Below are 12,466 nucleotides of genomic sequence, written 5' to 3'. Positions count from 1 at the left end.
GGTCGGGCACTCGCCGCGGCTCAGGCAAGCTCGCCGAGATGCTGCCGGACCCATCTGGCCTCCTCGGAGGCCGTGCGCCGGAAATGGCGCTTGAAGTCGCGGCTGAACTGGGCGGGGCTGGCATAGCCGACGCAGGCCGCGACCTCCGCGATCGTCCTGTCCTGCCGGGCGATCATCAGCCGCGCCTCGTGGAGCCGCATCGCCTTCACATACTGCATCGGCGTACTACCGGTCAGGGCCTTGAAGTGGACGTGGTAGGAAGGAACGCTCATCCCCGCCTCGCCTGCCAGCGCGGCGACGGAAAGCGCGGAATCGTAGGTTTCGCGTAGCCGGGCGAGGCTTTGCACGATCCTCCCGCTGGTGCCGCGCTGCTGCAGGGCCGCGATCATCGCGCCGCCCTGCGGGCCAACCAGGACGCGGTAATGCAGCTCGCGCGAGATGGCGGCGCCTAGGACGGCGAGCTCGACCGGATCGCGCAGCGCCCGCAGCAATCGCAGCACGACGTCCTCGATAGCCGGCTCCATGCGGCTCGACGCCAGGCCCCTCATCTTGCCGGCTGCCGGCTCGGCACGCCTCACCCCCACTTCCGAGGCGATCTCGGCGGCGAGGCGCATGTCGAACTCGACGTAGACGGCAAGCAGGGGGCGTTCGGCGCTGGCGATGGATTGCATCCGGAACGACACCGGCACCGACACCGCCAGATAGTGTTCCTCGTCATAGAGATAAACCTCGTCCTCCAGCAGGCCTTGCTTGCGGCCCTGCAGCACGAACACCGCGCCCGGCCGATAAAGCACGGGAATGTCGTGGAGGACCGCCTCGGTCCTGAGGAGGCGAACATTGTCGAGCCCGGTCGGATTGTAGCCATGGCGGGGGGCAAGACGTTCGGCCAGCTCCACCAGCTCTCGCCGCGCCGACCGCTCCTCCACCGCCTTCATAGGATCTGGCAAGACATTCATAATTTTCAGGATCGATGATCGCCTCGAGGAAGATTATTGGTCATGGACCGTCCCATCAAGGAGAGAACGGCGCTCATGTCAGGCAAGACCTTCTTCATCACCGGCGCGAATTCCGGCTTCGGCTTCGCCATCGCCGCGGCCGCCCTCCGCGAGGGCCACCAGGTCATCGGCACCGTCCGCTCGGAGGAGACGCGGGCAGCGCTCGCCGAACGCCTGCCGGCGGTACGCCCGGTCCTGTGCGACGTGACCGAGTTCGACCGCATCGATGACGTGGTCCGGCAGGCCGAGGACGATCACGGACCGGTCGACGTGCTCATCAATAATGCCGGCTACGGGCACGAGGGGGTGCTCGAAGAGTCGCCGCTGGAAGAGATGCGGCGCCAGTTCGACGTGAACGTCTTCGGCGCCGTCGCGGTTGCGAAAGCCTTCCTGCCGCGGTTTCGCGAAAGGCGCCGCGGCTTCATCGTCAACGTGACCTCGATGGGCGGCATGATCACCATGCCCGGCATCGCCTATTACTGCGGGAGCAAGTTCGCGCTCCAGGGCATCTCGGAAGTCATGCGCGCGGAGATGGCACCCTTCGGCGTCCATGTGACGGCCCTGTGCCCCGGCTCCTTCCGGACGGATTGGGCCGGACGCTCGATGGTCCGCACCGAGCGGTCGATCCCAGACTATGACGCGCTGTTCGATCCGATCCGGCAGGCTCGGCAGGCCAGGAGCGGCAAGCAGCTCGGCGATCCCGAGAAGCTGGCGGCAGCGGTCCTGCGCCTCGTCGAATCCGACACCCCTCCGCCACAGCTCCTGCTCGGCAGCGACGCCCTCGGCCTCGTCTCGGACCGGATCGAGCGCCTCAGGCAGGAGATCGAGGCCTGGAAGCCCGTCACCATTTCGACCGACGGCTGACGGCTCAGCCCCGATCCGGGAAGAGACGCTTGCTGAGGATGGCGTGGACGCCCCAATTGCCGTCCACCACCTGGGTGATGCCGAAATCGACCGCCGCCGACATGAGCGCGATGGCTTCGTCCTCGCTCAGGCCCTTCGTCGTCATCAGGAAGCGCCGCACCTTGCGGAAGGCGTCGCGCATGGCGAGGTCGAGCGACGACTTGGCGTAGACCTCGCTCTGGCCGTCGGCGCCGAACTCGGCGAGATAGTTGGGGTGGCTGAAGCCGGTAAGCACCCAGTCGTCGGTGGTCTCGATCAGCGGATAGGTCAGGTCGGCCAGCAATGTGCCGGCGGTGTCGGCCTTCCTGTGCAGGATCACGCGAAACGTGCCGGTCATCGAGCATTCGATGGCTGTGCCCGAGAGCTCGCCGTCGCCCTGCGCCGCGTGCGGGTCGCCGACCGAGAGCAGCGCGCCGGGCACCGAGACCGGCAGGTAGATCGTCGCGCCCTTGCCGAGCCGCCAATTGTCGAGATTGCCGCCGAAATAGGCCGGCGGCACGGAATCGACGAGGCCCGTCTCGCGCGGCGCCACCGCGATGACGCCGAAATGGGGACGCAGCGGGATGCGCACGCCCTCCAGCACCCCCTTCTTCGGCGTCACCGTGCCGGGACGGACGGGCACGCCGGGATAGTCGTAGAGCAGGTGCCGGACGCCGGAGGGGTCCGTTTGCGGCTCCCAGCGATAGGCGTGCACCGCCTTCGCGTGGGGCTCGTCCGCATCGGCGAGGATTTCGTAGATCGTCACCGTCTCGCGCGGATGCGGCTCGCTGAGGAACTCCGAATAGTGGAAGCCCCACCAGGCCGCGACGCTGCTGCCGAAGACGCGGCCGGCATGATCCGGGTGGCGGGAGGGACGCGGCTCGATATCGAGAATCTCGACCTCCAGCACATCGCCGGGCTGGGCACCTCTTATCGCTATGGGGCCGGTGCAGATGTGCACGCCGAAGCCCTCGCCGGCGCCGCGGCCGAACACCGAGGCGTCGAGCGGCCCCGCGCCGCGCCGGTCGACCGCCTTTGCCGCGCGGGTCCAGTGGAACACGCTCTCGGCGCCCGGATCGCCCTCTATCATCAGTTCGGGCGCGTCGGAGGCATGCTGGGTCAGTGTCTCGACCGTGACTATGTCGCCGGAATCGATCTCCAGCAGCGGCTTCAGCGAGCGGCTGAAGAAGCCCCAGTGCACATGATGGGCGTTGACCGGAAGATAGTGGTGCGCCGGAGATTCCGGGGCATCGGCGGGCGGGTCGCTGCCGAGCACGACGCCGCGACGCGCATCGGGCTCGGCTTCCGTCTGGCGGGCGCGCAACTGCACCAGCGCCTCCTGCGGCCAGCCTCGCTGGCCGCTCGGCAACGCGTCCTGGCCATGCCGGCCGGCCTCCCGCCGGCGCAGCTCCCGCGGCGGCAGCCCGAAGCGCTCGCGGAAGAGGCGGCTGAAATGGGCGGAATCGGCGAAACCGTAGCGATAGGCGACCTCCGAGATCGGCACCGTCGCCTCGCCCGGATTGGCAAGGTCGTGCCAGGCGCGCTGCAGGCGCCGCTCACGCACATAATGACTGAAGCTCTCACCCGTGCCCTCGAACAGCTTCTGGAGGTAGCGTTCGGAAATGCCCTCGCCCCGCGCTATCTCGGCGATCGAAACGTCCTCGCTGCCGATGTTCCGCTCGATCGCGGCGTAGATCCGCTGGAGCAGCGCGGCGCGGCTGGAGGACGGGTCGGCCCTGGTCGTCGCCAGTTCCGCCGACAGCGCGAGCAGAAGCTCGGCGGCGCTCTGCGCCACCGCTTCCCATTCCGCATCCGAGAGCCGGTCGAGCGCGCCGCTGCCCGACTGGACGGTCCGTGCCAGCACATCCGCCAGCCCGTCGGGCGCGAAGACCCGGGGCGGGCAGGCCGCGAGCGGGGCCACCTTGCGGCCACGGAAGGCCTCCGCCGGCACGGAGAGCGCGAGCGCACGCACGCCGCGCTGGAACTGCACCTGCCAGTCCGCCCCGCGCGGCCCGAGGACGACATGGCCGGCTGGCACGATCTGCGAGTCGCCCGCGATGGTGAGCACCATCGTGGTCTCGACCGGCAGCAGCAGCAGCGGCAGCCCCCCGCGCCCGGAGAGCGGGCGGAGCGTCTGTGCGTCGGCCGCGAGGGTCCCGAGCCGCACCCCGAGCGAGGAGAGCCGCGACAGCGCGCTGGCATGGGCGGGCGTGCCCTGGCGCCCACCCAGCGAATGCAGCCCGAAGCCGCCGAGCACCTCCTGCCAGGCGCGCTCCCGCGCGCCCTCGGCATAGGCCTCGCTAGTAAACGGCTCGGCATTCATGCTTCGGACCTCGTCATGGAGGCCCGGTCAGGCAAGGATCATGCCCGGGACGCGGCGGGTCGCGCGCCGGCCGAGCAGGACCCGTCCGTGCCAAGCGGTCTCAGCGGCCGGCGAAGATGCTCTTGCGGATCGAGCCGGTGAGGCCCCAATTGGCGTCCACCACCTGCGTCACCGCGAAGTCCGCGGCCACCGACATCAGCGAGATCGCCTCGTCCTCGGAGAGCTTCTGCGTGGTCATGAGGAAGCGGCGCAGCTTGCGGAAGGCGTCGCGCATCGCGTTGTCGAGGCTGCCGCGCTTCAGGATCTCCGTCTGGTGGTCCGGGCCCAGCTCGGTCAGATAGTTGGCGACGCTGAAGCCGTAGACCGACCAGAGCTCGTCGTTCTCCAGCAATGGGTGGTTCAGCCCCTCGAGCAGCGTGCCGTCCAGCTGCTCCTTCTTGTGCAGGATGAACTCGAACTCGCCGGTGAGCGAAATCTCGATCGCGGTGCCGGAGAGCTCGCTGTCGCCCTGCGAGGCATGGGCGTCGCCGCAGGAGAACAGGCCGCCGGGCACGGCTACCGGGTAGTACATCCGTGCGCCCTTGGCGATGCGCCAGTCGTCCATGTTGCCGCCGGTGTAGTTCGGCGGGATGGTGGAGACGAAATCCGCCTCGGCCGGGGCAAGGCCCATCGTGCCGAAATGCAGCCGCGCCGGCACCTTGATGCCCGGCAGGATGCCCTCCTTCTTCACGATGGTGCCGTGGTCGACCCGCACGCCCGGATAGTCGATGGTCGGGTGCACGATGCCGTCCGGATCGGTCTGCGGCGTCCACCGGTAGGAATAGAGCGCCTTCACCGCGGCTTCGCCCATGTCGAGCTCGTAGATGGTGACGACCTCGCGGGGCTTCGGCTCCTCGATCAGGTCCTTGTACTGGAAGCCCCAGTTGGCGGACGGGTTGGAGCCGAAGAACCGGCCCTGATAGGCAGGATTGGCGCTCGGGCGGGGCCAGGCGTCGATGATGCGCACCTCGATCACGTCGCCCGGCTCTGCTCCCTCGACCGCGATCGGGCCGGTGAGCAGATGCACGCCGAGCCCCTCGCCCGAGCCATAGGTGAACGGCCCCTCGGTCGCGCCCGCCCCGCGGCGGCGCAGGGTCTTCGCCTCTTTGGTCCAGAGGAATATCTCCTCCGCCGCCCGGTCGCCGGCGATCATGCGCTCGTAATCGTCATTGGCGTGGTGGGTGATGGTCTCGATCACCGCCCGCTCGCCGGACTTGAGCGTCAGCACCGGGTCGAGGGTCCGGCTGAAATAGCCCCAATGGACGGTGTCAGGAGTGGCGGGCAGATGGTGCTTGGTCATAGGGAGCCTCGTTGGAGGAAAGGTCGGCGCCCGGCCTGCGTTGCCGGAGGCACGGGTAGAGCCGCCGTCAATCGGCGGCCATGGTGCTGAGGAAGCGGGCGGTGAGCGGATGGCGCGGCTCGCGCAGAACCTGCTGGGCCGGGCCCTCCTCGACGATCGAGCCGCCGGCGAGGAAGACGATCCGGTCGGCCACATCGCCTGCGAAATGCAGCTGGTGGGTGGAGATGATCATGGCGAGCCCGTCCTCCACCGCGAGGCGGCGGATCACCTCCAGCACCTCGCCCACGAGTTCGGGATCGAGCGCCGAGGTCGGCTCGTCGAGCAGCAGCACGCTGGGACCGGGCGCCACGGCGCGGGCGATGGCGACGCGCTGCTGCTGGCCGCCAGAGAGATGGCGCGGCAGCGCATCGGCGCGGTGGGCAAGGCCGACGCGTTCAAGCAGTTCCTGCGCCCGACGGCGGGCATCGAGCCGCGACAGCCCCTGCACCCAGCGCAGCGGCCCGGCGATGTTCTCCTCCGCGGTCAGGTGGCCGAACAGGTTGAACTGCTGGAACACCATGCCGACGCCGACGCTGGCGCGCATCTGCGCGGTCGTTCGCGGTGAGAGCGGGCGTCCCGCCTCGTCGCTGCCGAGGAAGCGGCCGCCGACGCGGATGGTGCCGTCCTCCCAGCCTTCCAGCCGGTTGATGCAGCGCAGCAGCGTCGACTTGCCCGAGCCGCTCGGGCCGAGAAGCGCGACGACCTCGCCGGCGCGCACTGTCAGGTCGATGCCGTCGAGCACGGTCTGGTCGCCATAGCGCTTGCGCAGCCCCTTCACCTCGACCGCAACGTTATTGCCGGCAAGGCGGCGGGCGCGGGCCTCCCGATCCGGCCGCGCCAGCGCGGCCTTCGGCGATGCCGGCGGCAGCGGATCGACGGCGATTTCTTCAAGGATTTCCTTCGCGACGTCGGGCGGGACGGCACCGGCGGCGTCTGCCGGCACCGGTTCGGCGCGGCCCGGCAGCATCGCCCGCAGAAATCGTCGCAACTGTTCCTTGGGCGGCGGACGGTCGAGGTCGAGCAGCATCTCGACCACGATCTGGATCACCGCGATGGCCCCGGTGAGGATCAGGTACATCAGCCCCGAGGCGAAGAAGATGGAGAAGAAGTCGAAGGTCGCCGAGGCGAGCTGGGTCGAACGCAGGGTGAGCTCCTGCACCGCCACGACCGACGCGAGCGACGAGTTCTTCAGCGCGCTCACCGCCTCGTTGCCGAGCGCGGGCACCATGGAACGGATGGCCTGCGGCGCGATCACCCGGCGCATGATGGCGGCCGGCGTCATGCCGAGCGCCTGGCCGGCACTCACCTGGCCCCGGTCGACACCTATGACGTTGGAGCGCAGGATCTCGGCGATGAAGGGCGCCTCGTTGAGCGCCAGCGCGAGCCCCGCGGCGGAGATCGCAGTGAGCTTGATGCCGATCAGCGGCAGGGCGTTGTAGCAGAACACCATCTGCAGGATCAGCGGCGTGCCGCGGAAGATGATCGAATAGCCTCGGGCAATGATGGCGAGCGCCCGGAAGCGGCTGAGCTGCATCGCCGCGAGCACCACGCCCATCAGGAGCCCGCCGAGGAGCCCCAGCACCGTGATCAGCAGCGTGTAGCCCACGCCGTCGATCAGGTACGGCATGCTCAGATAATGCAGGAAGAGATCCATCGGCCTTTCCGGGCTATGGCACGGGACATCGAGCAGACGGGACCACGGGCGGAGAGCCCGCCCGTGGCGCCTGACGGATCGCTCAGTCGGCGAGGACGAGCTTCGGGCTTTCCAGCTGCTCGGCGGGCAGGTTCCACTTCTTCATCAGCTCGGCCTGCAGGCCGGACTTCTGGATCTCGGTCAGCGCAGCCATGACCGCGTCGCGGAACTCGACCTTGTTGCGTGGCACGGCGATGCCCACCGAATAGGGCAGCGTCACCGCCGTCGCCTTCGCCAACTTGTCCGGATAGGCCTTCACGGCGCCGTCCACCGTGTTGACGTCATTGATGTAGGTGTCGGCGCGCCCGGCCAGGATCGCCTGGATGCAATTGGCGTTGTTGTCGAAGAGCAGGATTTCGGGCGCCGGCTTGCCCGCCTTCTTGCACTCGGCCTCCAGCGCCTGGATCAGCGGCACCTCGACATAGCCGGTGTTCTCGGCGGCCACCGCGCCGCACAGGGACAGGTTGATGCCGTCGATGCCCTTCGGATTGCCCTTGGCGACCAGCACGCCGTCGAACACCTTGAGATAGGTGATGAAGTCCGCGGCCTTGGCGCGCTCCTTGGTGGCGTAGATGTCGGAGATGACGATGTCGGCCTGTTCCGCCTGCAGCGTGGTCAGCAGCGCAGCGAAGGTGACCGGCTTGTAGGTCAGCTTGAAGCCGAGGCATTCCCCGATGGCCTCGCCGAGATCGATGTCGAAGCCGATATACTTGGTCGGGTCGGCGGGATCGATGGTCTCGTAGCCCGGCGTGTGCGGGTTGATGGCGTTGATGAGGGTCTTGCCCTTCAGCGAGGGATATTTCGCCTGAAGCGCGGCGCAGGCGGCCGGCATGGAGGCTTCGGCCTGCTGCGGCAGGGCGGTCGCGAGCCCGCCGGTGGCGAGTGCGAGGCCCAGAACGCCAAGGAGCGCCGAGCGCAGCCGCGCGCCCATCGGGCCGCCTTTCGCACGGGAATGCGTGTCGAGATCGAGTGCCACTGAACCTTCTCCTCTGCTTCCGCGTGCGAATGGCGCGGTGACCGGAACTGAGGAGCGGAGTGTTGCGCAGGGTGCCCTGGGAAGACTTGTCTGCGGACGTACCGATTGTTGGATGCCGGGCTACCAACAATCGGGCAGGTGCTGCCCACCAGATGGGCATATCCGGCGCCGGCCCAATGCGGGGAGCACCTTAGGCGAAGGATCCGCGAGCCTTGATCGCAGCATCTATCGCGATGAGGCGTTTCGCGGACATCGCATGCAGCCGCTCGACCATCTTGCCGCCGAGCGTGATGACGCCCTTGTCCGCGTTCTCCGGCAGGGCGAAGGCTTCGACGATCGTGAGGGCTTCGGCGACGTCTTCGTCCGCGGGGGCGAAGAGGCGATTGGCCAGAGCGATCTGCGAGGGATGAATGAGGGTCTTGCCGTCGAAACCGAGCTGGCGGCCCTGGGCGCATTCGCGCACGAACCCGTCCATGTCCGTAAAGGCGTTATAGACACCGTCGAACACCGAAAGCCCGTGAGCGCGCGCGACCAGCACGGCGTTCAGCAGCCACGGCACCATGGCCGCGCGATCGTCACCCGCCAGCACCCCGGTATCCTTGGCGATGTCATTCGTGCCGAGCACGAGGCCCGCGAGCCTGTTGTCGGGCTGCTTGCGACCCTCCCGCACGATCTCGCTCAGGTCGAGCAGGCCAAGCGGCGTCTCGATCATCGCCCAGAGCTGGAGGCCCGGCGCCGCCCCCGCAGAGCGGAGAAGGCGATGGGCCTCGCCAATGTCGTCGGGCGCTTCGACCTTGCTGAGCACCACGATGTCGGGACCGGCCGCCGCCACCGCGGCGAGGTCGTCTTCGAACCACCGGGTTCCCCGCGAATTCACGCGGATCGCGACCTGGCGGAAGCCATAACCGCCGGCCGACACCGCGCGGCAGGCATTCTCGCGCGCCTGCGGCTTCATCTCGGGCGCAATGGAATCCTCGAGGTCGATGATGAGAGCATCGACATCGAGCTCGCGTATCTTCTCGAGCGCCCGCTCCCTGATGCCGGGCACGTAGAGGACGCTGCGCAGAGGCCGCTCGCCGTTCATCGCGACACCTCCGTGTCGGCGCCCGGCCGGATATCCAGTTCGCCGCGCCGGCGTCGCCACGCCAGCAGGTTCTGCAACAAGGGCGCGACGAAGATGATCGCCGCCAGGACGAGGCAGACCGCGGAAATCGGCTCCCTGAGGAACACGCCCATGTCGTCGCCGGACATGACGAGGCTGCGGCGGAAGTTCGATTCCATCATGTAGCCCAGCACCAGAGCGAGCACGATGGGAGCCGGCTCAATGTCGACCTTGGAGAGAAGATAGCCGACGATGCCGAAGCCGACCGCGACCCCGATCGCGAAGATGTCGTTGGATTCCGAATAGGTGCCGAGCAGGCAGGTCGCAGCCACTATGCCGGTCACGACCGAAGCCGGGATCGTCGTCAGCCGCACCCATAGGCGCGAACCGAACAGGCCCAGCAGCACCATGAAGGGCATGCCGACGAGCAGCGCGATATAGATCGAGTAGGGAATCTCCGGGTGCTGCGTGAAGATCAGCGGCCCCGGCCGCACGCCCTGGATGGCGAGCGCCCCGACGAGGACGGCCGTGCTCGCCTTGCCGGGAATGCCCAGCGCAAGCATCGGCGCGAGCGCGCCGGGCATGCAGGCATTATTGGCGGTTTCGGCGGCGACGACGCCTTCCGGATTGCCCTTGCCGAAGGTCTCGGGCGATTTGGACAGGCGCTTCTGGACCGAATAGGCGGTGATGGACGCGATCGTTGCGCCGGCGCCGGGGATCACGCCCAGGATGTAGCCGATGAAGGTCGAGCGCACGAGATTGCCGGCGTGCGGCTTCAGGAGACCGAACTGGGCGGTGAGGCCGGGCAGTTCCTTCAGCGGGGTCACGCGGTCGCCCGGCGACTCCAGCATGCGCAGCACCTCGGACAGCGCGAACAGGCCGATCAGTGCGGCGATGAAGGGGAAGCCGCCGAGCAGGTTGTCGGTGAAGACGTAGCGCATCACGCCGTCCACGGGATCGGCGCCCACGGTGGTCAGCAGCAGTCCGAAGAGAAGCGCGATGAAGCCGCGCAGGATCGAATGGCCGGCAAGCGTCGAGATCAGGCTCAGGCCGAGCACGGCGAGGGCGAAATATTCCGTCGGGCCGAAAGCCAGCGCGATCTTTGTCATCCACATCACGGTGAAGATCAGCAGCAGCGTGCTGATGATCGATCCGACGGCGGAGCCGAGGATCGACAGGGTCAGCGCCTCGCCCGCCTCGCCGCGCTCGCGCATCGGGTAGCCATCCAGCGCCGTTATGGCGGAGGAAGGTTCACCCGGCGTGTTCATGAGGATGGCCGGAATAGCGCCGGAATATTCCGAAGCCATATAGAGGCTCACCAGCATGACGACCGACACCACCGGATCGAGCCCGAAGGTGAAGGGAATGAGCAGCGCCATGCCGACACCGGCCGACAGGCCGGGAAGCGCGCCGACGACGTAGCCGATGACGACGCCGCCCAGAAGCCCGGCCATGACCTGCCAGGAGGAGAAGGCCGAGAGTCCCGCTAGGAATCCATCGATCATGGCGCACCTCAGGGCAGTGGGATGGAGAGGACCATCTCGAAGACGACCTTGCTGAACAGCAGGAAGCCCGCGACATAGGCGAGGATGTGCAGGGGGCGACGGCAATCGGCGACCCAGAGCAGGGCCGCGAGGAAGACGCCCATGGTCGGGTAGTAGCCGAGGTGCCGCATGGCCGGCGCGAAGGCCAGCATCAGGCCCATGCCCGCTATGACATGCAGCGGCCGGCCGATGGTCACCAGATGCCCGCTCGGCGGACCGAACAGATGCACGAGGCCGTTGGCCAGAAGCACCAAGGCGCCGATGCCGAGCAACAGCGCGATGCCGCGCGGGAAGGTCGCGGCGCCGACGCCATAGCCGCCGCCGTCATCGATGTCGGCGCCGAGCACCCAGAACGTGACGGCGAACGCCAGGAGCGCGGCCCCGGCAAGGGCGTCTCCCAGTTCCAGGCGGAAGCTGAGATCCTTGGGCTCGGCGGAGACGTCGACGGTCGGCTCGTCGTGTTGAGTTGCCATGGTCACGGTCAGGCTCTCTCGGTCGAATGCCGGAAGGAGGAGGCCGCCATGCGGCCTCCGGCGGATTCCTCGACGGTCAGCGCGTCAGTCCGAGCGTCGCCATCCATTCCTTGGTGGCGGCGTTCTCCCGCTGGGCGGTCGCCGTGAAGTCCGCCGGGCCCTGGAAGGCGGGAACCAGCGCCGATTCCTCCATGTAGGCCTTGAGCTCAGGCGTCTCGAGCGCCTGCTTGACCGCGTCGGCGAGCTTGGCCTTGATCGGCTCGGGAATGCCCTTCGGGCCGATGATGCCGCGCATCTGCTGCCACGAGGTGTCGGCGGCGTAGCCCTGTTCCTTCAGGGTCGGCACATCCGGGAACTGCGGCACCCGCTTGTCGGACATGACCGCGACGACGCGCAGATTGCCCGCCTGCACATGGGTCTTGACGAGGTCGACATAGGCGATGGCGACTTCGGCATGGTTGCCGAGCGCCGCGGTCACGGCGTCGCCGACGCTGTCGAAGGGCACCCAGCGCACCTTCTTGCTGTCGAGATCAGCCGACTTGGCCATGATCTCCCAGGCGAAATGTCCGCCTGATCCGCGCACGAAGCCGGCCATCACGACGCTGCCGGGCTTGGCATTGGCGGCCTCGACGAGGTCCTTCATGGACGTGATCTTGCTGTCCTTGTTGACCACGATCAGGTACGGCTCGTTCACCAGCCGGGCGATCCAGTCAAAGCTGTCCACCTTGTATTGCTTCAGGGTCTGGTTGAACGCGCCGATATGGGTCGAGGTGACGGCGCCGATGGTGTAGCCGTCCGGCTTGGCGGCTGCGAGCTCGGCCAGCTGGGTCGCCCCGCGCCCGCCGGGCTTGTTCTCCACGACGAGCGGCACGCCGAGGATCTTCTCCATCGCAATGGCGAGCTTGCGCGCCATCACGTCGGTGGCGCCGCCGGGCGAGACATGGAGCAGATAGCGGATCGGCTTGTCGGGAAAGTCGGCCCTGGCGCCCGCCGGCATCATGGCGATAGCGGCCGCGAGCGCGGCCGTTCGAAGCAAGAACTTCAGCATGATCGTTCTCCCTAGTTTCGGAGGCCCTTTATTGCGGGCTCTATCCTGGCCT

At 67.9% G+C, this 12,466-nt stretch carries 10 protein-coding genes; 1 reads left to right on the top strand and 9 read right to left on the bottom strand.

Features of this window, described 5'->3' with window-relative positions:
* Positions 1 to 20: 20 nt before the first annotated feature.
* The gene (locus SNOV_RS01930) at positions 21 to 935 is read right to left on the bottom strand and encodes an AraC family transcriptional regulator (protein WP_013165218.1); all 915 of its coding nucleotides are present in this window, start codon (positions 933 to 935) and stop codon (positions 21 to 23) included.
* A 96-nt stretch (positions 936 to 1,031) separates the two neighbouring features.
* Here SNOV_RS01930 and SNOV_RS01925 point away from each other — a divergent pair, with 96 nt between their 5' ends.
* Positions 1,032 to 1,859: an oxidoreductase gene (locus SNOV_RS01925; RefSeq protein WP_013165217.1), complete on the top strand. Its 828-nt coding sequence runs from the start codon at positions 1,032 to 1,034 to the stop codon at positions 1,857 to 1,859.
* A gap of 4 nt (positions 1,860 to 1,863) precedes the next feature.
* On the opposite strand, the gene SNOV_RS01920 is transcribed toward SNOV_RS01925, so the two are convergent.
* The 8 genes from SNOV_RS01920 to SNOV_RS01885 form a co-directional block, all read right to left on the bottom strand.
* Entirely contained in the window at positions 1,864 to 4,200 is a 2,337-nt protein-coding gene (locus SNOV_RS01920; RefSeq protein WP_013165216.1) for an acetamidase/formamidase family protein, read from the bottom strand.
* Positions 4,201 to 4,300: 100 nt separating this feature from the next.
* Positions 4,301 to 5,539, bottom strand: a complete 1,239-nt coding sequence (locus SNOV_RS01915; protein WP_013165215.1) for an acetamidase/formamidase family protein — start codon at positions 5,537 to 5,539, stop codon at positions 4,301 to 4,303.
* 67 nt (positions 5,540 to 5,606) lie between these two features.
* Entirely contained in the window at positions 5,607 to 7,232 is a 1,626-nt protein-coding gene (locus SNOV_RS01910; protein ID WP_013165214.1) for an amino acid ABC transporter permease/ATP-binding protein, read from the bottom strand.
* Between the two features lie 82 nt (positions 7,233 to 7,314).
* Positions 7,315 to 8,202, bottom strand: a complete 888-nt coding sequence (locus SNOV_RS01905) for an ABC transporter substrate-binding protein (protein ID WP_041782698.1) — start codon at positions 8,200 to 8,202, stop codon at positions 7,315 to 7,317.
* Positions 8,203 to 8,437: 235 nt separating this feature from the next.
* Positions 8,438 to 9,331, bottom strand: coding sequence for an HpcH/HpaI aldolase/citrate lyase family protein (locus tag SNOV_RS01900; RefSeq protein WP_013165212.1), 894 nt, complete (start codon positions 9,329 to 9,331; stop codon positions 8,438 to 8,440).
* Positions 9,328 to 10,854, bottom strand: coding sequence for a tripartite tricarboxylate transporter permease (locus tag SNOV_RS01895; protein ID WP_013165211.1), 1,527 nt, complete (start codon positions 10,852 to 10,854; stop codon positions 9,328 to 9,330). Before SNOV_RS01895 ends, SNOV_RS01900 begins: the two co-directional genes overlap by 4 nt.
* Positions 10,855 to 10,862: 8 nt before the next feature.
* A complete protein-coding gene (locus SNOV_RS01890; RefSeq protein ID WP_013165210.1) occupies positions 10,863 to 11,366 on the bottom strand; it encodes a tripartite tricarboxylate transporter TctB family protein in 504 nt (167 codons plus the stop codon).
* Positions 11,367 to 11,442: 76 nt separating this feature from the next.
* Positions 11,443 to 12,414: a tripartite tricarboxylate transporter substrate binding protein gene (locus SNOV_RS01885; protein ID WP_013165209.1), complete on the bottom strand. Its 972-nt coding sequence runs from the start codon at positions 12,412 to 12,414 to the stop codon at positions 11,443 to 11,445.
* Positions 12,415 to 12,466: the final 52 nt, after the last annotated feature.

The organism is Ancylobacter novellus DSM 506, assembly GCF_000092925.1.
In the GTDB taxonomy this organism is placed as follows: domain Bacteria; phylum Pseudomonadota; class Alphaproteobacteria; order Rhizobiales; family Xanthobacteraceae; genus Ancylobacter; species Ancylobacter novellus.
This window is presented reverse-complemented; position numbering and strand designations above follow the sequence as displayed.

Coding starts and splice junctions, on each gene's coding strand:
- SNOV_RS01890 (WP_013165210.1), bottom strand. CDS start 11,366: ATGGCAACTCAACACGACGAGCCGACCGTCGACGTCTCCGCCGAGCCC.
- SNOV_RS01930 (WP_013165218.1), bottom strand. CDS start 935: ATGAAGGCGGTGGAGGAGCGGTCGGCGCGGCGAGAGCTGGTGGAGCTG.
- SNOV_RS01925 (WP_013165217.1), top strand. CDS start 1,032: ATGTCAGGCAAGACCTTCTTCATCACCGGCGCGAATTCCGGCTTCGGC.
- SNOV_RS01895 (WP_013165211.1), bottom strand. CDS start 10,854: ATGATCGATGGATTCCTAGCGGGACTCTCGGCCTTCTCCTCCTGGCAG.
- SNOV_RS01885 (WP_013165209.1), bottom strand. CDS start 12,414: ATGCTGAAGTTCTTGCTTCGAACGGCCGCGCTCGCGGCCGCTATCGCC.
- SNOV_RS01900 (WP_013165212.1), bottom strand. CDS start 9,331: ATGAACGGCGAGCGGCCTCTGCGCAGCGTCCTCTACGTGCCCGGCATC.
- SNOV_RS01910 (WP_013165214.1), bottom strand. CDS start 7,232: ATGGATCTCTTCCTGCATTATCTGAGCATGCCGTACCTGATCGACGGC.
- SNOV_RS01920 (WP_013165216.1), bottom strand. CDS start 4,200: ATGAATGCCGAGCCGTTTACTAGCGAGGCCTATGCCGAGGGCGCGCGG.
- SNOV_RS01915 (WP_013165215.1), bottom strand. CDS start 5,539: ATGACCAAGCACCATCTGCCCGCCACTCCTGACACCGTCCATTGGGGC.
- SNOV_RS01905 (WP_041782698.1), bottom strand. CDS start 8,202: ATGGGCGCGCGGCTGCGCTCGGCGCTCCTTGGCGTTCTGGGCCTCGCA.